At 61.5% G+C, this 19,617-nt stretch carries 20 protein-coding genes and 1 tRNA gene; all 21 read left to right on the top strand.

Going from position 1 to position 19,617, the window contains the following annotated elements:
• The first annotated feature begins 106 nt into the window (after window positions 1-106).
• The 21 genes from P3T42_RS19675 to P3T42_RS19575 all read left to right on the top strand — a co-directional run bounded on the left by P3T42_RS19675 (window position 107) and on the right by P3T42_RS19575 (window position 19,588).
• Window positions 107-1,132: an NAD(P)H-quinone oxidoreductase gene (locus P3T42_RS19675; protein ID WP_429306993.1), complete on the top strand. Its 1,026-nt coding sequence runs from the start codon at window positions 107-109 to the stop codon at window positions 1,130-1,132.
• Between the two features lie 147 nt (window positions 1,133-1,279).
• Window positions 1,280-2,053: a triose-phosphate isomerase gene (gene tpiA, locus P3T42_RS19670; protein WP_074301872.1), complete on the top strand. Its 774-nt coding sequence runs from the start codon at window positions 1,280-1,282 to the stop codon at window positions 2,051-2,053.
• 81 nt (window positions 2,054-2,134) lie between these two features.
• A complete protein-coding gene (gene secG, locus P3T42_RS19665; RefSeq protein WP_074301871.1) occupies window positions 2,135-2,512 on the top strand; it encodes a preprotein translocase subunit SecG in 378 nt (125 codons plus the stop codon).
• A gap of 112 nt (window positions 2,513-2,624) precedes the next feature.
• Window positions 2,625-2,709: transfer RNA gene (locus tag P3T42_RS19660), tRNA-Leu, on the top strand.
• Between the two features lie 158 nt (window positions 2,710-2,867).
• Window positions 2,868-3,227, top strand: coding sequence for an NADH-quinone oxidoreductase subunit A (locus P3T42_RS19655; protein ID WP_074265311.1), 360 nt, complete (start codon window positions 2,868-2,870; stop codon window positions 3,225-3,227).
• 63 nt (window positions 3,228-3,290) lie between these two features.
• Entirely contained in the window at window positions 3,291-3,770 is a 480-nt protein-coding gene (locus P3T42_RS19650; protein ID WP_006052903.1) for a NuoB/complex I 20 kDa subunit family protein, read from the top strand.
• Window positions 3,771-3,791: 21 nt separating this feature from the next.
• Window positions 3,792-4,394 carry an NADH-quinone oxidoreductase subunit C gene (locus tag P3T42_RS19645; RefSeq protein WP_074301870.1) on the top strand — a complete coding sequence of 201 codons (603 nt, stop codon included), beginning with the start codon at window positions 3,792-3,794 and terminating at the stop codon, window positions 4,392-4,394.
• A gap of 9 nt (window positions 4,395-4,403) precedes the next feature.
• On the top strand, window positions 4,404-5,657 hold the full coding sequence (locus P3T42_RS19640) for an NADH-quinone oxidoreductase subunit D (RefSeq protein ID WP_429306992.1): 1,254 nt from the start codon (window positions 4,404-4,406) through the stop codon (window positions 5,655-5,657).
• A 134-nt stretch (window positions 5,658-5,791) separates the two neighbouring features.
• Window positions 5,792-6,277 (top strand): NADH-quinone oxidoreductase subunit NuoE, encoded by a 486-nt coding sequence (gene nuoE, locus P3T42_RS19635; protein ID WP_074301868.1) that lies wholly within the window; start codon window positions 5,792-5,794, stop codon window positions 6,275-6,277.
• Window positions 6,274-7,602, top strand: coding sequence for an NADH-quinone oxidoreductase subunit NuoF (gene nuoF / locus P3T42_RS19630; protein ID WP_074301867.1), 1,329 nt, complete (start codon window positions 6,274-6,276; stop codon window positions 7,600-7,602). Before nuoE ends, nuoF begins: the two co-directional genes overlap by 4 nt.
• A 129-nt stretch (window positions 7,603-7,731) precedes the next feature.
• Window positions 7,732-10,065 carry an NADH-quinone oxidoreductase subunit NuoG gene (gene nuoG, locus P3T42_RS19625; RefSeq protein ID WP_429306991.1) on the top strand — a complete coding sequence of 778 codons (2,334 nt, stop codon included), beginning with the start codon at window positions 7,732-7,734 and terminating at the stop codon, window positions 10,063-10,065.
• Window positions 10,066-11,124 (top strand): NADH-quinone oxidoreductase subunit NuoH, encoded by a 1,059-nt coding sequence (gene nuoH / locus P3T42_RS19620; protein WP_074301865.1) that lies wholly within the window; start codon window positions 10,066-10,068, stop codon window positions 11,122-11,124.
• A 15-nt stretch (window positions 11,125-11,139) separates the two neighbouring features.
• Window positions 11,140-11,628 (top strand): NADH-quinone oxidoreductase subunit NuoI, encoded by a 489-nt coding sequence (nuoI, locus tag P3T42_RS19615; RefSeq protein WP_074301864.1) that lies wholly within the window; start codon window positions 11,140-11,142, stop codon window positions 11,626-11,628.
• Window positions 11,629-11,772: 144 nt separating this feature from the next.
• Window positions 11,773-12,477, top strand: a complete 705-nt coding sequence (locus tag P3T42_RS19610) for an NADH-quinone oxidoreductase subunit J (RefSeq protein ID WP_429306990.1) — start codon at window positions 11,773-11,775, stop codon at window positions 12,475-12,477.
• A gap of 20 nt (window positions 12,478-12,497) precedes the next feature.
• A complete protein-coding gene (gene nuoK / locus P3T42_RS19605) occupies window positions 12,498-12,803 on the top strand; it encodes an NADH-quinone oxidoreductase subunit NuoK (protein WP_013339863.1) in 306 nt (101 codons plus the stop codon).
• An 11-nt stretch (window positions 12,804-12,814) separates the two neighbouring features.
• Window positions 12,815-14,902 (top strand): NADH-quinone oxidoreductase subunit L, encoded by a 2,088-nt coding sequence (nuoL, locus tag P3T42_RS19600; protein WP_074302702.1) that lies wholly within the window; start codon window positions 12,815-12,817, stop codon window positions 14,900-14,902.
• Between the two features lie 24 nt (window positions 14,903-14,926).
• Window positions 14,927-16,417 carry an NADH-quinone oxidoreductase subunit M gene (locus P3T42_RS19595; RefSeq protein ID WP_074301862.1) on the top strand — a complete coding sequence of 497 codons (1,491 nt, stop codon included), beginning with the start codon at window positions 14,927-14,929 and terminating at the stop codon, window positions 16,415-16,417.
• A gap of 25 nt (window positions 16,418-16,442) precedes the next feature.
• Complete coding sequence (gene nuoN / locus P3T42_RS19590) at window positions 16,443-17,915, top strand: NADH-quinone oxidoreductase subunit NuoN (RefSeq protein ID WP_074301861.1); 1,473 nt, start codon at window positions 16,443-16,445, stop codon at window positions 17,913-17,915.
• Window positions 17,915-18,211 (top strand): DUF2818 family protein, encoded by a 297-nt coding sequence (locus P3T42_RS19585; RefSeq protein WP_074301860.1) that lies wholly within the window; start codon window positions 17,915-17,917, stop codon window positions 18,209-18,211. The genes nuoN and P3T42_RS19585 overlap by 1 nt, the downstream gene beginning before the upstream one ends.
• A gap of 41 nt (window positions 18,212-18,252) precedes the next feature.
• Window positions 18,253-18,843, top strand: a complete 591-nt coding sequence (locus P3T42_RS19580) for an NUDIX domain-containing protein (protein ID WP_074301859.1) — start codon at window positions 18,253-18,255, stop codon at window positions 18,841-18,843.
• Between the two features lie 319 nt (window positions 18,844-19,162).
• Window positions 19,163-19,588: a DUF1178 family protein gene (locus tag P3T42_RS19575; protein WP_074301858.1), complete on the top strand. Its 426-nt coding sequence runs from the start codon at window positions 19,163-19,165 to the stop codon at window positions 19,586-19,588.
• The last annotated feature ends 29 nt before the right edge of the window (window positions 19,589-19,617 follow it).

Below are 19,617 nucleotides of genomic sequence, written 5' to 3'. Positions count from 1 at the left end.
CGGCAGCGTGAAGGCGCGCCGGCCGTTTTTCATGCAGGGTGGATCGCACTGCCAACCGGGCCAAAGCCAGGTTTGCAGTCCAATCCAAACCTTGGAGGTGACGCAGATGAAAGCGATCGAAATTACCGAATTCGGTGCGCCGGACGTCTTGAAGCTCGCGGAGCGGCCCACGCCGCAGCCGAAAGCGGGTGAAGTGCTGATCAAGGTGGCGGCCTCGGGCGTGAATCGTCCGGACGTGTTCCAGCGCAAGGGCGGCTACGCACCGCCGCCGGGCGCGTCGGATCTGCCGGGGCTGGAAGTGGCGGGGGAGATCGTCGGCGGGACGATCGACGAGAAGCACAACCCGTTCGGATTGAAAATCGGCGATCGCGTCTGCGCATTGCTGGCAGGCGGCGGTTACGCCGAATATGCTGCCGCGCCGCTCGCGCAGTGTCTGCCGGTGCCCAAGGGGCTCTCGGATATCGAAGCGGCTTCGTTGCCGGAAACCTTCTTTACCGTCTGGAGCAACGTGTTCGAGCGCGCGCAACTGGGCGCGGGCGAGGGCGGCCCCAACGAAACCTTGCTGGTGCAGGGCGGCTCGAGCGGCATTGGCGTGACGGCCATCCAGATCGCCCATGCCCTGGGTTTTCGCGTGTTTGCCACGGCGGGGTCCGACGACAAGTGCCGCGCTTGCGAACAGTTGGGCGCCGAGCGTGCGATCAACTATAAAACTGAAGACTTCGTCGAAGTCCTCAAGTCGCTGACGAACGATCGCGGTGTCGACGTGATTCTCGACATGGTGGCGGGCAACTACGTGCCGCGCGAGTTGACCGCGCTGGCCGACGGTGGCCGGATCGTACTGATCGCGACGTTGGGCGGCGCGAAAGCGGAGCTGAACCTGCACGAGATCCTGCGCCGTCGTCTGACGATAACCGGTTCGACCTTGCGTCCGCGGCCCGTCGAATTCAAGGCGAAGATCGCGGCGCAGCTCAAGGCCCGGGTGTGGCCGCACCTCGAGGACGGCCGGATCAAGCCGGTGATCTACAAGGTGTTCCCGGCTGCGCAAGCCGCCGAAGCGCACGCGCTGATGGAAAGCAGCACGCATGTGGGCAAGATCATGCTGGATTGGGCCGGCTTGACACACCCGGTTTGACCCGATCCGCCTGGTCACAGTAAAATTGCGTGTTTTGCGTGCGCTGCATGATTCCGAAAGGTGGGCAGCCGGGTTGCAAATGAGGCTGCACATTCTGCGCAAACCGCACCTGCCTGCCACTGCAGGACGAAACGACAAGACGAGACGATGTCGAAACAACGAGCGAAGCTGGTAGTCGGTAACTGGAAGATGCACGGGCGGCTGGCCGGCAACACGGCTCTGCTCCAGGCCGTCGCGCAGGGCGCCGGAGCGCTGCCGGACGACGTCCGGGTTGGGGTCTGTGTACCGTGCCCGTATCTCGCGCAGGCGCAGGCGCTGCTGGACGGCAGTCGCGTCGTGTGGGGCGTGCAGGACGTCTCGGCCTACACCGAGGGCGCCTACACGGGCGAAGTAGCCGCGCCGATGGCCGTTGACTTCGGTGCGTCGCTGGCCATCGTCGGGCACTCGGAGCGCCGGGCTTATCACCGCGAGAGTGCGGAGCTGGTGGCCGTCAAGACGCAGCGTGTGCTCGAAGCGGGGTTGACGCCTATTGTCTGTGTCGGCGAAACGCTCGAAGAGCGCGAGGCAGGCAAGACCGAGCAGGTGGTCGGTGTGCAGCTGGACGAGGTGCTGGCGAAGTTGTCGTCCGAAGAGGCGGCGCGCATTGTCGTCGCGTATGAGCCTGTTTGGGCGATCGGCACCGGCAAGAGCGCCACGGCGCAACAGGCCCAGCAGGTTCACGCGTTCCTGCGTGCGCGTCTCGTTGCGAAGGGTGCGCCTGACGTAGCACTGTTGTATGGCGGTAGCGTGAAGCCGGAGAATGCGGAAGAGTTGTTCCGTCAGCCGGATATCGACGGTGGCCTGATTGGCGGCGCGTCGTTGAAGGACCAGGATTTCCTGGCAATCTGCAAGGCGGCCGGCGCGGTGAGCGTCACGCAGTAAGCAGGTTGCCCGGGTGAGGAAGACCCATTGCGTGCGGTGCGCCTTGTGCCGCGCGATTAAATAAAGACTCAGGTGAGTGTGATGCTGGTTTTGAAAACATTGATTATCGTCGTTCAGTTGTTGTCGGCGCTTGGGGTCATCGGCCTCGTGTTGCTGCAGCACGGTAAGGGCGCCGACATGGGTGCTGCTTTCGGCAGCGGCGCATCGGGCAGTCTGTTCGGTGCGACGGGTTCGGCTAACTTCCTTTCGCGTACCACCGCGGTGCTTGCAGCGGTCTTTTTTATCAGCACGCTGACCCTCACGTACCTCGGCTCATATCACGCCAAGCCTTCTGCAGGCTTGCTTGGCGCGGTAGCGACCGCTCCGGTTGCAGCGTCGTCCGCAGCCGTGCCGGCTGGCGCATCGGGTGCGGCGCCGGCAGTGGCCGCATCGACGCCGGGCCAGGACGTGCCGAAATAAATTTTCGGGAAAAGTGGCCGTGGTGCGTTGAACAAACTGTTTGAACCAGTTACAATCTAAGTCTTGAAGCGATTCGCGGGTTTTACAAGTTGATTTCCCGGATTGCAGTAGTGCCGACGTGGTGAAATTGGTAGACACGCTATCTTGAGGGGGTAGTGGCGAAAGCTGTGCGAGTTCGAGTCTCGCCGTCGGCACCAATGTTATCTAAATGCCAGCCGCTTGCTTCGCTTCGGCTGGCATTTTCGCTTCTGGCTGGTGTTTGCGTTAAAGTTGCAGCGTCAAGCGCGCCGAAGTAATTTCGTGCCGGGTGATCTAGTCCCTGGCGGCACTCAGAACCAACCGATTGAGGATAGTCTTGAACCTCGCAGCCTATTACCCCGTCTTGTTGTTCCTCCTGGTGGGCACTGGTTTAGGCGTAGCACTGGTCAGTATTGGCAAGATCCTCGGTCCGAACAGGCCCGATACCGAGAAGAACGCACCATACGAGTGCGGCTTCGAAGCATTCGAAGATGCGCGCATGAAATTCGATGTGCGCTACTATCTCGTCGCCATTCTCTTCATCATTTTCGATCTTGAAACCGCGTTCCTGTTCCCGTGGGGCGTAGCCCTGCGCGACATCGGCTGGCCCGGCTTCATGGCAATGATGATTTTCCTGCTCGAGTTCCTGTTGGGCTTCGCCTACATCTGGAAGAAGGGCGGGCTGGACTGGGAATGATGGATTAATCGCCGGTTTGCGTGGGTGGCGAGTGCTAGCCGCCCCGTCTGGAGTGGAAAGCAAATGAGTATCGAAGGGGTCTTGAAGGAAGGGTTTGTCACCACCACGGCTGACAAGCTGATCAACTGGACGCGCACCGGCTCCCTGTGGCCGATGACGTTCGGTCTTGCGTGTTGCGCGGTCGAGATGATGCATGCGGGCGCCGCCCGTTATGACCTTGACCGTTTCGGCGTGGTGTTTCGTCCGAGTCCGCGTCAGTCGGACGTGATGATCGTCGCCGGCACGCTGTGCAACAAGATGGCGCCCGCTCTGCGCAAGGTCTACGACCAGATGGCCGAACCGCGCTGGGTGATCTCGATGGGTTCGTGCGCGAACGGCGGCGGCTACTATCACTATTCGTATTCAGTGGTACGTGGTTGCGATCGGATCGTGCCGGTCGACGTCTATGTGCCGGGTTGTCCGCCCACTGCAGAAGCGCTGGTCTACGGCGTGATCCAGCTACAGGCGAAGATCCGTCGCACCAACACCATCGCACGTCAATAAGGCCAGAGCCACCCCCACAATATGGCAAGCAAACTCGAGACCCTGAAAGCGAACCTCGAGGCGGCCTTTGGCGGCCGCCTGCTGAGCATCACCGAAGCAATCGGCGAGCTCACAATCGTCGTGAGTGCAAGAGAATATCAAGATATTGCGACGCGCCTCCGCGACGATTTGTCGCTGCGCTTCGAGCAGCTGGTTGACCTGTGCGGCGTCGACTACCAGACCTACGGCGACGGCGCTTACGACGGTCCGCGTTTTGCCGCCGTGTTGCATCTGCTGTCGGTGGCGAACAACTGGCGTCTGCGTGTGCGCGTATTCGCGCAGGACGACGACGTGCCGCTGATCCCGTCCGTGGTCGACATCTGGAATTCGGCCAACTGGTACGAGCGCGAAGCATTCGACCTGTTCGGCATCGTCTTCGAAGGTCACCCGGACCTGCGCCGTATTCTGACCGACTACGGCTTCATCGGTCACCCGTTCCGCAAGGATTTCCCTGTCTCCGGCTACGTTGAAATGCGTTACGACCCGGAAGAGAAGCGCGTCGTCTATCAGCCTGTGACGATCGAGCCGCGGGAAATCACGCCGCGCGTGATCCGCGAGGATCGCTATGGCGGTCTGAAACACTAAGGGAACGCCATGGCAGAGATCAAAAACTACACGCTTAACTTCGGCCCGCAGCACCCGGCCGCGCACGGTGTGCTGCGCCTTGTGCTCGAACTCGACGGCGAAGTGATCCAGCGCGCCGACCCGCATATCGGCCTCCTGCACCGCGCCACCGAAAAGCTCGCGGAAACCAAGACGTTCATCCAGTCCGTGCCGTACATGGACCGCCTCGACTATGTGTCGATGATGGTCAACGAGCACGGCTACGTGATGGCCATCGAAAAGCTGCTCGGCATCGACGTGCCGGTGCGTGCCAAGTACATCCGCGTGCTGTTCGACGAAATCACGCGTGTGCTGAACCACCTGATGTGGATCGGCTCGCACGCGCTCGACGTTGGCGCCATGGCGGTGTTTCTGTATGCGTTCCGCGAGCGCGAAGACCTGATGGACGTGTACGAAGCGGTGTCCGGCGCCCGGATGCACGCGGCTTACTATCGTCCGGGCGGTGTGTATCGCGATCTGCCGGAAGCCATGCCGCAGTACAAGGCATCGAAGATTCGCAACGCGAAGGCGCTGTCGAAGATGAACGAGACCCGCCAGGGTTCGTTGCTCGACTTCATTGACGACTTCTTCACCCGCTTCCCGCATTGTGTCGACGAATACGAAACGCTCCTCACCGACAACCGGATCTGGAAGCAGCGTCTGGTCGGTATTGGCGTGGTGAGCCCGGAGCGTGCGTTGCAGTTGGGCATGACCGGCGCGATGCTGCGCGGCTCGGGCGTCGAGTGGGATCTGCGCAAGAAGCAGCCGTATGAAGTGTATGACAAGCTGGACTTCGACATTCCGGTGGGCGTGAACGGCGATTGTTACGACCGCTACCTGGTTCGCGTCGAAGAAATGCGTCAATCAACTCGGATTGCGAAACAATGCATTGAGTGGTTGCGCAACAATCCGGGCCCCGTAATGATCGACAATCATAAGATTGCGCCGCCGTCGCGCGTCGGCATGAAGTCGAACATGGAAGAGCTGATTCACCATTTCAAGCTCTTCACGGAAGGCTTCCACGTGCCGGAAGGCGAAGCATACGCGGCAGTCGAACATCCGAAGGGCGAGTTCGGCATCTATCTGATCTCGGACGGCGCGAACAAGCCGTACCGTCTGAAGATTCGCGCGCCGGGTTATGCGCATCTGGCCGCGCTCGACGAAATGGCGCGCGGTCACATGATTGCGGATGCCGTGACGATTATCGGCACACAGGACATCGTGTTCGGCGAAATCGATCGTTAAGAGCGGTTTTCATCGTGGCGCGCGCGTCGCAGCCGTAGCGTGCGCGTGTCAAGCAAAGGAACGCCGGGTCTGTCGCAACATGCAGCGCGCGACGGGTTTTCGTTCGGTAGGAATTGAAAGAGTCGTGTCTGAAAATGATCTCAGCTGAAGGCCTGAAAGAAATCGATCGTGCGATCGCGAAGTATCCCGCCGGTCAGCAACAGTCCGCCGTCATGGCGGCGTTGGCCGTTGCTCAGGAAGAGCATGGCTGGCTGTCGCCCGAACTGATGCAGTTCGTCGCGGACTATCTCGGCATGCCCGCAGTCGCCGTGCAGGAGGTTGCGACCTTCTACACGATGTACGAGACGTCGCCGGTCGGCAAGCACAAGATCACGCTCTGCACGAACCTGCCGTGCCAGCTCGGTCCGGACGGCGGCTCGGAAAGCGCGGCCGAATACCTGAAGCAGAAGCTCGGCATCGACTTCGGCGAAACCACCGCGGACGGCAAGTTCACCTTGAAAGAAGGTGAGTGCATGGGTTCGTGCGGCGATGCGCCGGTGATGCTGGTGAACAACCATCGCATGTGCAGCTTCATGAGCCGCGCGAAGATCGACCAGCTGCTCGAGGAGCTCTCGAAATGACGTCACTTCACGATCGTCACATCAAACCGCTGATTCTCGCCGGCCTGAACGGCGACAACTGGCATCTCGAAGACTACGTGTCGCGCGGCGGTTACGCCCAGCTGCGCCGTATTCTGGAAGAGAAGATTCCGCCCGAGCAGGTGATTGCCGACGTCAAGGCGTCGGGCCTGCGTGGCCGTGGGGGCGCAGGCTTCCCGACCGGTCTGAAGTGGAGCTTCATGCCGCGTCAGTTCCCGGGGCAAAAGTATCTCGTCTGCAATTCGGACGAAGGCGAGCCGGGCACGTTCAAGGATCGCGACATCCTGCGCTATAACCCGCATGCGCTGATCGAAGGCATGGCTATCGGCGCGTACGCGATGGGCATCACCGTGGGCTACAACTATATCCACGGCGAGATTTTCGCGGAGTACCGCCGCTTCGAAGAGGCGCTGGAAGAAGCGCGCCGCGCCGGTTTCCTCGGCGACAACATCATGGGCTCGGGCTTCTCGTTCCAGCTCCATGCGCACCACGGTTACGGCGCCTATATCTGCGGCGAAGAAACCGCGCTGCTCGAGTCGCTGGAAGGCAAGAAGGGCCAGCCGCGCTTCAAGCCGCCGTTCCCGGCGAGCTTCGGCGTGTACGGCAAGCCGACCACGATCAACAACACCGAAACATTCGCAGCCGTGCCGTTCCTGCTGACGGTCGGTCCGCAGACTTACCTGGAACTGGGTAAGCCGAACAACGGCGGCACGAAGATTTTCTCGGTGTCGGGCGACGTCGAACGTCCGGGCAACTATGAAGTTCCGCTCGGCACGCCGTTCGCGACGCTGCTGGATCTCGCCGGCGGCATGCGCGGCGGCAAGAAGATCAAGGCCGTGATTCCTGGCGGCTCGTCCGCGCCGGTGATTCCGGGCGAGATGATGATGCATACGGACATGGACTACGACTCGATCGCCAAGGCGGGATCGATGCTCGGTTCGGGCGCGGTGATCGTGATGGACGAGACCCGCTGCATGGTCCGTTCGCTGCTGCGTCTGTCGTACTTCTATTACGAAGAGTCCTGCGGTCAGTGCACGCCTTGCCGCGAAGGCACGGGCTGGCTGTATCGCGTCGTGCATCGTATCGAGCACGGCCTCGGCCGCAAGGAAGATCTGGACCTGCTGAATTCCGTGGCCGGCAACATCATGGGCCGCACGATTTGCGCGCTCGGCGATGCAGCGGCCATGCCGGTGCGCGGCATGCTCAAGCACTACTGGGACGAGTTCGAATATCACGTCGAGCACAAGCACTGCCTCGTGGGCGGTCATGCCGGCGCAGCGCATGCTTCGGAAACGGTGGCGGCTTAAACAAACAGCGAACGACGGGTCGGCAACAAGCGGCCCATCCACCAGAAGCGTCAACCGCGGGGTTCTTCGCTGTGTGGCGATGAACGGGCGAACGATTGAGCGGTAACAGGTTAAGGAAGATTGACCATCATGGTTGAACTTGAAATAGACGGCAAGAAAGTAGAGGTGCCTGAAGGCAGCATGGTGATCCAGGCTGCGCATAAGGTCGACACGTACATTCCTCACTTCTGCTATCACAAGAAGCTGTCGATTGCGGCCAACTGCCGGATGTGCCTGGTCGACGTCGAAAAGATGCCGAAGGCCGTGCCCGCCTGTGCCACGCCGGTGTCGGCGGGCATGATCGTGCGCACCAAGTCCGACAAGGCCGTGCAGGGTCAGCAAGCCGTGATGGAATTCCTGCTGATCAACCACCCGCTCGACTGCCCGATCTGCGACCAGGGCGGCGAATGCCAGTTGCAGGATCTGGCGGTGGGCTACGGCAAGTCGTCCTCGCGCTATAGCGAAGAGAAGCGCGTGGTGTTCCACAAGAACGTCGGCCCGCTGATCTCGATGGAAGAAATGACGCGTTGCATTCACTGCACGCGTTGCGTCCGCTTCGGCCAGGAAATTGCCGGCGTGATGGAGCTGGGCATGCTGGGCCGCGGCGAGCATTCGGAAATCACCTCGTTCGTCGGCAAGACGGTCGACTCCGAACTGTCGGGCAACATGATCGATCTGTGCCCGGTCGGCGCGCTCACCAGCAAGCCGTTCCGCTACAGCGCCCGCACGTGGGAACTGTCGCGCCGCAAGTCGGTGAGCCCGCACGATTCCGTCGGCGCAAATCTGGTGGTGCAGGTCAAGAACAACCGCGTGATGCGCGTGCTGCCGTTCGAGAACGAAGCCATCAACGAATGCTGGATCTCGGACAAGGACCGCTTCTCGTACGAAGGCCTGAACAGCCCGGAACGCCTCACGCAGCCGATGCTGAAGCAAGGCGGCAAGTGGGTCGAAACCGACTGGCAGACGGCGCTCGACTACGTCGTGAAGGGCCTGAAGGGCATCAAGGACGACCATGGCGCAGACGCGCTGGCCGCTCTCGGCAGCGCCCACAGCACCGTCGAAGAACTGTTCCTGCTGAAGCAACTCGCGCAAGCAGTCGGCACGCCTAACGTCGACTTCCGCCTGCGTCAGGCGGATTTCTCGGCACCGGTCAACGGTACGCCTTGGCTTGGCGCGAAGGTTGCCGACCTGTCGAACGTCGACGCGGCGTTCATCATCGGCTCGGACCTGCGCCGCGATCACCCGCTGCTGGCCGCGCGTCTGCGCCAGGCCGCCAAGGGCGGCGCGCAACTGACGCTCGTGCAAGCCACCAACGACAACGCGCTGATCCCGGAAGCAAAACGCGTGGTGGCCGCGCCGTCCGCATGGCTCGGCGAACTCGCCGGTGTCGCCGCTGCGGTCTCCGAAGCGCGCGGTGCGGCTTTGCCGGAAGTCTTCGCCGGCACACAGCCGAGCGATGCGCACAAGCAAGTGGCAGCGTCGCTCGCAGCGGGCGAACTGCGCCTCGTGCTGCTCGGCAACGCCGCAGTGCGTCACCCGGACTTTGCCCGTATTCACGCCGCGGCCCAATGGATCGCGGACACCACCGGCGCCACGCTCGGCTTCCTCACGGAAGCGGCGAACACGGTGGGCGCTCACCTCGCCGGCGCGCTGCCGGGCGCAGGCGGTCTGAACGCTCGCGAAGTGTTCGAACAGCCGCGCAAGGGTTACGTGCTGCTCAACGTCGAACCGGAGTTCGACACGGCCAACCCGGCGCAAGCCCTGGCCGCGTTGAACCAGGCTGAAATGGTGGTGGTGCTGTCGCCGTTCCAGACCGGCGCCGAATACGCCGACGTGCTGCTGCCGATCGCGCCGTTCACGGAAACGGCCGGCACCTTCGTCAGCGCGGAAGGCACGGTGCAGACCTTCAACGGCGTAGTGCGTCCGCTGGGCGACACGCGTCCGGCATGGAAGGTGTTGCGCGTGCTGGGCAGCCTGCTCGGCCTGCCGGGCTTCGAATTCGATACTTCGGAAGAAGTGCGCAAGGCCGCGCTCGGCGACGGCGACCTGAGCGCGCGTCTGTCGAACAAGACCGGCGTCGCAGTGGCACGCGGTACGGCAGCCAAAGCGGCCGACGGCGCGTTCGAGCGCATTGCCGATGTGCCGATCTACCACGCCGACCCGCTGGTGCGCCGCGCGGAATCGCTGCATCTGACGGCGGCTGCACGGGTGGCGAACACCGTCGGTCTGCCGGCTGCGCTGTTCGACAAGCTGGGTCTGAAAGACGGCGACGCGGTGCGCGTGCGCCAGGGTGAGCGCTCGGTCCAGTTGCCGGCCGTGCGCGATGCAAATCTTGCGGAGACAGTCGTCCGCGTATCGGCGGCCACGCCTGCCGGTGCAGCGCTGGGCAGCCTGTTCGGTGAACTGCTGGTGGAGAAGGCGTAAATGTTCGAATCGATCAACTCGGGCGGCACTCAACTTCTCGGTGCGGCATGGCCCACGGTGTGGGCACTGGTGCGCATCCTGGTGGTAGCCGTCGTGATCCTGCTGTGCGTGGCTTACCTGATCCTCTGGGAACGTAAGCTGATCGGCTGGATGCACGTGCGTCTCGGTCCGAACCGCGTCGGTCCTGCCGGTTTGCTGCAGCCGATCGCCGACGTGCTCAAGCTCCTGCTCAAGGAAGTGATTCAACCGGCGCAAGCCAGCCGCTGGATCTACCTGATCGCGCCGATCATGGTGGTGGTGCCGGCCTTCGCGGTCTGGGCGGTGATTCCGTTCCAGGCGGGCGCGGTGCTCGGCGACATCAACGCGGGCCTGCTGTACGCCATGGCGATTTCGTCGATCGGCGTGTATGGCGTGATTCTGGCCGGCTGGGCGTCGAACTCGAAGTACGCGTTCCTCGGCGCCATGCGCGCCGCGGCGCAGATGGTCTCGTACGAAATCTCGATGGGCTTCGCGCTCGTCGTGGTGCTGATGACCTCGGGCAGCCTGAACCTGTCGGATATCGTGACCTCGCAAGAGCGCGGCATCTTCGCCGGCTATGGCCTGACCTTCCTGTCGTGGAACTGGTTGCCGCTGCTGCCGATGTTCGTGGTGTACTTCATCTCGGGCATCGCCGAAACGAACCGCCACCCGTTCGACGTGGTGGAAGGGGAGTCGGAAATCGTCGCGGGTCACATGATCGATTACTCGGGTATGGCGTTCGCGCTGTTCTTCCTCGCCGAGTACATCAACATGATCGTGATCTCGGCGCTCGCCTCCACGCTGTTCCTCGGCGGCTGGAGCGCACCGTTCGGCTTCCTGTCGTTTATTCCGGGCATTTTCTGGCTCGTGCTGAAAGTGTTCTTGTTGTTGTCGGTGTTCATCTGGGCGCGTGCCACGTTCCCGCGCTACCGCTATGACCAGATCATGCGTCTGGGCTGGAAGGTGTTTATTCCGGTCAGCGTGGTGTGGCTGGTGGTGGTCGGCTTCTGGATCATGTCGCCGTTGAACATCTGGAAATAAAGGGCGGATGAACCTATGACCGCAATCCAAAACTTCTTCAAGACCTTCTTCCTGACGGAGTTGCTCAAGGGCCTCGCGCTGACCGGACGGTATACGTTCCAGCGCAAGATCACGGTGCAGTTTCCGGAAGAGAAGACCCCGATTTCGCCGCGTTTCCGCGGCCTGCACGCGCTGCGCCGCTATGAAAACGGCGAAGAGCGCTGCATTGCCTGCAAGCTGTGCGAAGCCGTGTGCCCGGCACTGGCCATCACGATCGAATCCGAAACGCGCGCGGACAACACCCGTCGCACGACGCGTTACGACATCGATCTGACCAAGTGCATCTTCTGCGGTTTCTGCGAAGAAAGCTGCCCCGTCGATTCGATCGTCGAGACGCACATTCTCGAATATCACGGCGAAAAGCGCGGCGACCTGTATTTCACGAAGGAAATGCTGCTGGCCGTGGGCGATCGCTACGAAACGGAGATCGCTGCAAACAAGGCAGCGGATGCGCCGTATCGTTGAGACGCGGGTTGAAGCGCTTTTGTTTGACGCATCACGTTGTACCGGCCTGCAGTCAGGCCGTAGGCTGCTGCTTCACCGCTGTAGCGTGGCACGCTTGTGCCAAAGAACAATGCCTGACGATGGCCTAACGATGAACCGGTAATCATGGAATTCACGACCGTACTGTTCTACATCTTTGCTCTGCTGCTGGTGGTGTCAGGGCTGAAGGTGATCACCTCCCGAAACCCGGTGGCGTCCGCGCTGTTCCTGGTGCTCGCGTTCTTCAACGCGGCCGCCATCTGGATGCTGCTGCAGGCCGAGTTCCTCGCGATCCTGCTGGTGCTGGTCTACGTCGGCGCGGTGATGGTGCTGTTCCTGTTCGTGGTGATGATGCTGGACATCAACATCGACGTGCTGCGACGCGACTTCAAACGCTTCGTGCCGATGGCCACGATCGTCGGCGCGATCATCGTGATCGAAACCGCGCTGATCCTGTGGCACGGCTTCGGCGCGACGCTCACGCCGCTGCGCGACACCACGGTGGCGACGGGTAGTGCCATGGCGGGCTGGTCGAATACGCGCGTGATCGGTAAAGTGATCTACACGGACTACATCTTCGCCTTCGAAGTGGCGGGTCTGGTGCTGCTGGTGGCGATCATCGCCGCCATCGCGCTGACCACGCGCCACGCGAAGGACAGCAAGCGCCAGAACGTGAGCGATCAGGTGAAAGTGCGCGCGCAAGACCGCGTGCGCGTTGTGAAGATGCCTTCGGAAAAGACCGCGGCTACGATCGCGGCGGAAGAAGCAGCAGCGGTTGCTGCAGCAGCGGCCGCCGCCGCTGCGGATCCGGCCACTGCTAAAAATAGCTGAGAGGAGACAGGAGAGAAATTATGCTGACCCTTGCTCATTACCTTGTGCTCGGCGCGATCCTGTTTGCGATCAGCGTTGTGGGCATTTTCCTGAACCGCCGCAACGTCATCATTATCCTGATGGCGATCGAGCTGATGCTGCTGGCGGTGAACACCAATTTCGTCGCGTTCTCGCATTATCTCGGCGACGTCCATGGCCAGATCTTCGTCTTCTTCGTGCTGACGGTTGCAGCAGCGGAAGCGGCAATCGGGCTGGCGATTCTGGTGACCCTGTTCCGTAGTCTCGACACGATCAATGTCGAGGATCTCGATCAGCTCAAAGGTTAATGGGGCAAGACATGTCAAGCACACTCAACGAAAACCTGTTGCTGGCGGTACCGCTTGCACCGCTGGCCGGCTCTCTGATTGCCGGGCTGTTCGGCAAGGCGGTCGGGCGCGCAGGCGCCCATACGGTCACGATCCTCGGCGTCGCGATTTCCTTCATTCTTTCGGCCATCGTCTTCTTCGACGTGATGAACGGCGCGAGCTTCAACGCGACGATCTACGAATGGATGTCGGTCGGCAAGCTGAAATTCGAAATCGGCTTCCTCGTCGACTCGCTCACGGCCATGATGATGTGCGTCGTGACCTTCGTGTCGCTGATGGTGCACATCTACACGATCGGCTACATGGCCGACGACGACGGCTACCAGCGCTTCTTCTCGTACATCGCGCTGTTCACGTTCTCGATGCTGATGCTCGTGATGAGCAACAACCTGCTGCAGCTGTTCTTCGGCTGGGAAGCGGTGGGTCTGGTGTCGTACCTGCTGATCGGCTTCTACTTCACTCGCGAAAGCGCGATCTACGCGAACATGAAGGCGTTCATCGTGAACCGCGTGGGCGACTTCGGCTTCCTGCTCGGTATCGGCCTGCTGCTGGCGTTTGCCGGCTCGCTGAACTACGGCGACGTGTTCGCGAAGAGCCACGAGCTCGCCGCGCTGAACTTCCCGGGTACCAGCTGGGGCCTGCTGACGGTGGCCTGTATTTGCCTCTTTATCGGCGCCATGGGTAAGTCGGCGCAGTTCCCGCTGCACGTCTGGTTGCCGGATTCGATGGAAGGCCCGACGCCGATCTCCGCACTGATCCACGCGGCCACCATGGTGACGGCCGGTATCTTCATGGTCACGCGCATGTCGCCGCTGTTCGAACTGTCGGATACGGCGTTGTCGTTCGTGACCATCATCGGCGCGATTACCGCGCTGTTTATGGGTTTCCTCGGGATTGTCCAGAACGACATCAAGCGGGTGGTGGCGTATTCCACGCTGTCGCAGCTCGGTTACATGACGGTGGCGCTGGGCGTGTCGGCTTATCCGGTCGCTATGTTCCACCTGATGACGCACGCGTTCTTCAAGGCGCTGCTGTTCCTCGGCGCGGGTTCGGTGATCATCGGCATGCACCACGATCAGGACATGCGCAACATGGGCGGCCTGCGCAAGTACATGCCGATCACGTGGATCACGTCGCTGATCGGTTCGCTGGCGCTGATCGGTACGCCGTTCTTCTCGGGCTTCTACTCGAAAGACTCGATCATCGACGCAGTGAAGCTGTCGCACCTGCCGGGTTCGGGTTTCGCGTACTTCGCGGTGGTGGCGAGCGTGTTCGTCACGGCGCTGTACTCGTTCCGCATGTACTTCCTGGTGTTCCACGGCGAGGAACGCTTCCGCAAGCCGAAGCATCCGGAATCGCCGATGGCGATCGAAGCCGCGGCGCAAGCCGCGCACGGTCACGCGCACGACGACCATGGTCACGGCCACGATGCGCACGGTCATGACGATCACGGCCACGCTCACGAGCCGCATGAAAGCCCGTGGGTGGTGTGGCTGCCGCTGGTGCTGCTGGCGATTCCGTCGGTCGTCATCGGTGCGATCGCGGTCGGCCCGCTGCTGTTCGGCGACTTCTTCGCGCATGGTGTGGTGTTCGACAAGGTGATCTACATCGGTGCGAACCACCCGGCCGTGTCCGAAATGGCCGAAGAATTCCAGGGTTGGGCGCTGATGGGCCTGCACTCGGTGTCGGGCGTGCCGGTCTGGCTGGCGCTGGCTGGTGTCGTCGTCTCGTGGTTCCTGTACCTGAAGCGTCCGGACCTGCCGCCGGTGATCCGCCGTGCGTTCGGCCCGATCTACACGCTGCTGGACAACAAGTACTACCTCGACAAGATCAACGAGGTCGTGTTCGCACGCGGTGCGGTCGCGATCGGCCGCGGTCTGTGGAAGGAAGGCGACGTGGTGGTCATCGACGGGATCGTCAATGGCAGCGCGCGCTTTATCGGCTGGTTTGCCGGCGTGATCCGCTTCCTCCAGTCGGGCTACATCTACCACTACGCGTTTGCCATGATCATCGGCATGCTGGGGCTCCTGACCCTGTTTGTAACGCTTGGCGGCAAATAAGAGAAGGCGAGGGGACACCACACAATGCACACGTATCCGATTTTAAGTATCGCGATCTGGCTGCCGGTTCTGTTCGGCCTCCTGGTCCTTGCTATCGGTTCTGACAAGAATCCGGGTCCGGCGCGCTGGCTGGCGCTGGTTGGTTCGGTTCTCAGCTTCATCGTCACGATTCCGCTGTTCACCAGCTTCGACTCGAGCACGGCGGATCTGCAGTTTGTTGAAAATGTGCGTTGGATTGAGCGCTTCAATATCTCGTATCACCTCGGGGTCGACGGCATCTCGATGTGGTTCGTGGTGTTGACGGCGCTGATCACGGTGATCGTGGTGATTGCCGGATGGCAGGTCATTACGAAGAACGTGGCCCAGTATTTCGCCTCTTTCCTGATCCTCTCCGGCATCATGGTCGGCGTGTTCAGCGCAGCGGACGGGATGCTGTTTTACGTGTTCTTCGAAGCGACGCTGATCCCGATGTACATCATCATCGGCGTATGGGGTGGACCGAACCGCGTGTACGCGGCGTTCAAGTTCTTCCTGTACACGCTGATGGGTTCGCTGCTGATGCTGGTCGCGCTGCTCTATCTGTACACGCAGACGGGCTCCTTCGACCTGGCGGTCTGGCAGACCACGAAGATCGGCATGACGCCGCAGGTGTTGCTCTTTATAGCGTTCTTCCTCGCGTTCGCGGTGAAGGTGCCGATGTGGCCGGTCCACACCTGGTTGCCTGACGCCCACGTGGAAGCGCCGACCGGCGGCTCGGTGGTGCTGGCGGCGATCATGCTGAAGCTCGGTGCGTACGGTTTCCTGCGCTTCTCGCTGCCGGTCACGCCGGACGCGAGCCATTTCCTGGCGCCGGTCGTCATCACGCTGTCGCTGATCGCTGTCATCTATATCGGTCTGGTTGCGATGGTGCAGGCCGACATGAAGAAGCTGGTCGCGTATTCGTCGATCGCGCACATGGGTTTTGTGACGCTCGGCTTCTTCATCTTCAACCAGCTCGGCGCGGAAGGTGCGATCGTGCAGATGATCTCGCACGGTTTCGTTTCGGGCGCCATGTTCCTGTGTATCGGCGTGCTGTACGACCGTATGCACTCGCGCCAGATCGCCGATTACGGCGGCGTCGTCAACACGATGCCGAAGTTCGCGGCGCTGGTGATGCTGTTTGCGATGGCCAACTGCGGCCTGCCGGGTACCTCCGGGTTCGTCGGCGAATTTATGGTGATTCTGGCTGCGGTCCAGTACAACTTCTGGATTGCAGGCGGCGCCGCGGTCACGCTGATTCTTGGCGCGGCCTACACGCTGTGGATGTACAAGCGCGTGTATTTTGGCGCGGTAGCAAACGACCACGTGAAGAAACTGCTCGACATCAACAATCGCGAGTTCTTCATGCTGATCGTGCTGGCCGCATTGACGTTGTTCATGGGCCTGTATCCGAAGCCCTTTACCGATGTGATGCACGTATCCGTGGAAAACCTCCTCTCCCACGTTGCGCAATCGAAACTGCCGTTGCCACAGTAACGCAGAGCGGAGGAATTAAAAGACCATGCAAAACGCACCTATGACTGCCCTGGCGCCCGACGCCCTGTTGATGCTCGCTGTGGTTGTGGCGTGGCTCAACGACACGTTCCTCGGCCAGGCTGGTCGACGCACCACGTATCTGATCGCGCTGCTCTCGACGCTGGTTGCCGGCGTCTGGTTCGCCGTGAACGCGTTCGACCCGCAAGCGCATTACTTCTTCGGGCACATGTACGTGGTCGACGCCTTCGGCAGCATGATGAAGGCGGTGGTGTCGCTCGGTTACGCCGTGTCGATTGTCTACTCGCGCAAGTATCTGGAAGATCGCGACCTGTTCCGCGGCGACTTCTTTTTGCTCGGGATGTTCTCGCTGCTCGGCCAGCTGGTGATGATTTCCGGCAACAACTTCCTGACGCTGTACCTCGGCCTGGAACTGATGTCGCTGTCGCTGTATGCGGTGATCGCACTGCGTCGCGATGTCGCCCAGTCGAACGAAGCCGCCATGAAGTACTACGTGCTGGGTGCACTGGCGTCCGGTTTCCTGCTGTACGGCATTTCGATGCTCTACGGCGCAACCGGCTCGCTGGACCTGAACGAAGTGTTCAAGGCCGTGGCCTCGGGTCGTATCAACGACGTCGTGCTGCTGTTCGGCGTGATCTTCATCGTCGCGGGCGTGGCCTTCAAGATGGGCGCGGTGCCGTTCCACATGTGGGTGCCTGACGTGTACCAGGGCGCGCCGACCGCGATGACGCTGCTTACGGGCGGCGGCCCGAAGGTTGCGGCGTTCGCATGGGGCCTGCGCTTCCTCGTGATGGGCTTGCTGCCGCTGGCGGTCGACTGGCAGGAGATGCTGGTGATCTTCGCGGCGCTGTCGCTGATCGTCGGCAACATCACCGGTATCGTGCAACGCAACGTCAAGCGGATGCTCGCTTACTCGGCGATCTCCAACATGGGTTTCGTGCTGCTCGGTCTGGTCTCCGGCGTGGTTGACGGCAAGACCAGCATGGCGGCGAGCGCCTACGGTTCGGCCATGTTCTACAGCATCGTCTATCTGATCACGACGCTCGGCACGTTCGGCATCGTCATGCTGCTGGCCCGCCGCGATTTCGAAGCCGAGACGCTCGACGACTTCAAGGGCCTGAATCAACGCAGCCCGGTGTTTGCGTTCGTCATGATGATCATGATGTTCTCGCTCGCAGGCGTTCCGCCGGCGGTCGGTTTCTACGCCAAGCTCGCGGTGCTGCAAGCCACCATGAACGCCGGTCTCACGTGGCTGGCCGTGCTGGCGGTGATCACCTCGCTGTTCGGCGCGTTCTACTACCTGCGTATCGTCAAGCTGATGTACTTCGACGAACCGCTCGACACCAATCCGATCAAGGCGGACGTGTGCAACCGTGCGCTGCTGGCGTTCAACGGCGTGGCCGTGCTGGTGCTCGGCCTGGTGCCGGGACATCTGTTGACGGCTTGCCTGCAGGCAATCACCCATACGCTCACGCTCTGATGTCCGCTGCTGGCTGGTTTATTGTGTTGTTGGCGCTAGCTGGCGCCAACCTGCCGTTCCTGAATCAACGCCTCTTCGCCGTCATGCCGCTCAAGGCGGTGAAGAAGAGCGTCTGGCTGCGGATCGCCGAGCTGATTGCGCTGTATTTCGTGGTGGGCGCATTCGGCTTCATGCTTGAGGCTCGCGCGGGTAACCGCTTCGAGCAAGGTTGGCAGTTCTACGCGATCACCTTCAGTCTGTTTCTGGTGTTCGCGTTTCCGGGTTTCACCTTCCAGTATCTCGTCAAACGGCGCTGACGGCTCGAGCCGTCGCGCACCACGCTGTCCTGAGGTTGCACATGGCTGAACTTCCCGATCACGACGCGGCGCTCACCGAGACCTGCCTCGAAAGCAAAACGCTCCACCAGGGCCCGTTCCTGACGCTCAAGTGCGATACCGTGCGCCTGCCGGACGGCAAGAGCGCGACGCGCGAGTACGTCAAGCATCCGGGCGCCGTGATGGTGATCCCGCTGTTCGACGACGGCCGCGTGTTGCTCGAATGCCAGTACCGCTATCCGATCGGCAAGGTGATGTACGAGTATCCGGCCGGCAAGCTCGATGCGAACGAAGACCCGCTCGTCTGCGCGAAGCGCGAACTGCACGAAGAGACCGGTTATACGGCGCGCGAATACGTCTACCTGACGCGTATCCATCCGATCATTTCCTACTCGACCGAATTCATCGACATCTACCTCGCGCGCGGCCTGACCGCCGGCGAGCGCAAGCTCGACGAAGGCGAGTTCCTCGAACTGTTCACGGCAACCGTTCCCGAGGTGTCGGAGTGGGTGCGCACCGGCAAGATCTCTGACGTGAAGACCATCATCGGCACATTCTGGCTGGAGAAGGTGTTGTCCGGTACGTGGCCGAGCGCCGAGCCCGAACCGAGCTGATACGGCTCAATGCGTGGCACAGTGCATAGATAGCGTGCCACCTCATGACAACGAACCCGCAACGGCAGCCCATTCGGCTGCCGTTGTCGTTGATAGGGATGTCTTGGCCTCAACGAGGCGCTTCGCGGCCCGGTGGGGCTCTTTATGACGCTTCGGCGGGTATCGGCGCGCCGGGTTAGAATCGCGCACGCACGCTCGATTGTTCCTGGTCACGGAAATGTGCCCATGCGCGTGCCAAAGTCGCCCCTAAGCAAAATTACGAACGACCGTTCACAAATTTCCATTTTGCGCTAAACTCATACGCAAGCCCTGATTCCACATGAAGGTCCTCGATTTACAGTGCCCGCACGGCCATCGGTTCGAAGGCTGGTTCGCTTCCGCCGAAGAATTTGAGTCGCAGTTGTCCCGCAAGCTGGTCGAATGTCCGGTTTGCAGCGCGACCGAAGTGAGCCGTTTGCCGTCGGCGCCCCGGCTGAATCTGTCCGGCGCGACCGAGGCGCAAGCCCCTGCGGGCGCCGGTGAGATGCAGGCGCGCGTCATGCGCGCGCTGCGCGAGGTACTGGAAAAGACTGAGAACGTGGGTGACCGCTTCGCCGAGGAAGCACGGCGCATTCACTACAACGAAGCGCCTGCACGCAACATTCGCGGTGTCACCACACCCGAAGATGCGAAAGCCTTGGTCGAAGAAGGCATTGAAGTGATGCCGTTGCCGATCCCGGCCGCTCTGAAGGAACCGCTGCAATAGCGCAGCGGCTCACTGGCGGCGGGGCAGCC

The organism is Paraburkholderia sp. GAS38 (assembly GCF_050434965.1).
GTDB classification, from domain to species: Bacteria; Pseudomonadota; Gammaproteobacteria; order Burkholderiales; family Burkholderiaceae; genus Paraburkholderia; species Paraburkholderia phenazinium_A.
Note: the sequence above shows the minus strand (reverse complement) of the source record. Positions and strands in the feature narration are given on the sequence as shown.

Excerpts from the sequence above, each read along its gene's own strand:
- P3T42_RS19675 (WP_429306993.1), top strand. The coding sequence starts at position 107 with ATGAAAGCGATCGAAATTACCGAATTCGGTGCGCCGGACGTCTTGAAG.
- tpiA (WP_074301872.1), top strand. The coding sequence starts at position 1,280 with ATGTCGAAACAACGAGCGAAGCTGGTAGTCGGTAACTGGAAGATGCAC.
- secG (WP_074301871.1), top strand. The coding sequence starts at position 2,135 with ATGCTGGTTTTGAAAACATTGATTATCGTCGTTCAGTTGTTGTCGGCG.
- P3T42_RS19650 (WP_006052903.1), top strand. The coding sequence starts at position 3,291 with ATGAGTATCGAAGGGGTCTTGAAGGAAGGGTTTGTCACCACCACGGCT.
- P3T42_RS19645 (WP_074301870.1), top strand. The coding sequence starts at position 3,792 with ATGGCAAGCAAACTCGAGACCCTGAAAGCGAACCTCGAGGCGGCCTTT.
- P3T42_RS19640 (WP_429306992.1), top strand. The coding sequence starts at position 4,404 with ATGGCAGAGATCAAAAACTACACGCTTAACTTCGGCCCGCAGCACCCG.
- nuoE (WP_074301868.1), top strand. The coding sequence starts at position 5,792 with ATGATCTCAGCTGAAGGCCTGAAAGAAATCGATCGTGCGATCGCGAAG.
- nuoF (WP_074301867.1), top strand. The coding sequence starts at position 6,274 with ATGACGTCACTTCACGATCGTCACATCAAACCGCTGATTCTCGCCGGC.
- nuoG (WP_429306991.1), top strand. The coding sequence starts at position 7,732 with ATGGTTGAACTTGAAATAGACGGCAAGAAAGTAGAGGTGCCTGAAGGC.
- nuoH (WP_074301865.1), top strand. The coding sequence starts at position 10,066 with ATGTTCGAATCGATCAACTCGGGCGGCACTCAACTTCTCGGTGCGGCA.
- nuoI (WP_074301864.1), top strand. The coding sequence starts at position 11,140 with ATGACCGCAATCCAAAACTTCTTCAAGACCTTCTTCCTGACGGAGTTG.
- P3T42_RS19610 (WP_429306990.1), top strand. The coding sequence starts at position 11,773 with ATGGAATTCACGACCGTACTGTTCTACATCTTTGCTCTGCTGCTGGTG.
- nuoK (WP_013339863.1), top strand. The coding sequence starts at position 12,498 with ATGCTGACCCTTGCTCATTACCTTGTGCTCGGCGCGATCCTGTTTGCG.
- nuoL (WP_074302702.1), top strand. The coding sequence starts at position 12,815 with ATGTCAAGCACACTCAACGAAAACCTGTTGCTGGCGGTACCGCTTGCA.
- P3T42_RS19595 (WP_074301862.1), top strand. The coding sequence starts at position 14,927 with ATGCACACGTATCCGATTTTAAGTATCGCGATCTGGCTGCCGGTTCTG.
- nuoN (WP_074301861.1), top strand. The coding sequence starts at position 16,443 with ATGCAAAACGCACCTATGACTGCCCTGGCGCCCGACGCCCTGTTGATG.
- P3T42_RS19585 (WP_074301860.1), top strand. The coding sequence starts at position 17,915 with ATGTCCGCTGCTGGCTGGTTTATTGTGTTGTTGGCGCTAGCTGGCGCC.
- P3T42_RS19580 (WP_074301859.1), top strand. The coding sequence starts at position 18,253 with ATGGCTGAACTTCCCGATCACGACGCGGCGCTCACCGAGACCTGCCTC.
- P3T42_RS19575 (WP_074301858.1), top strand. The coding sequence starts at position 19,163 with ATGAAGGTCCTCGATTTACAGTGCCCGCACGGCCATCGGTTCGAAGGC.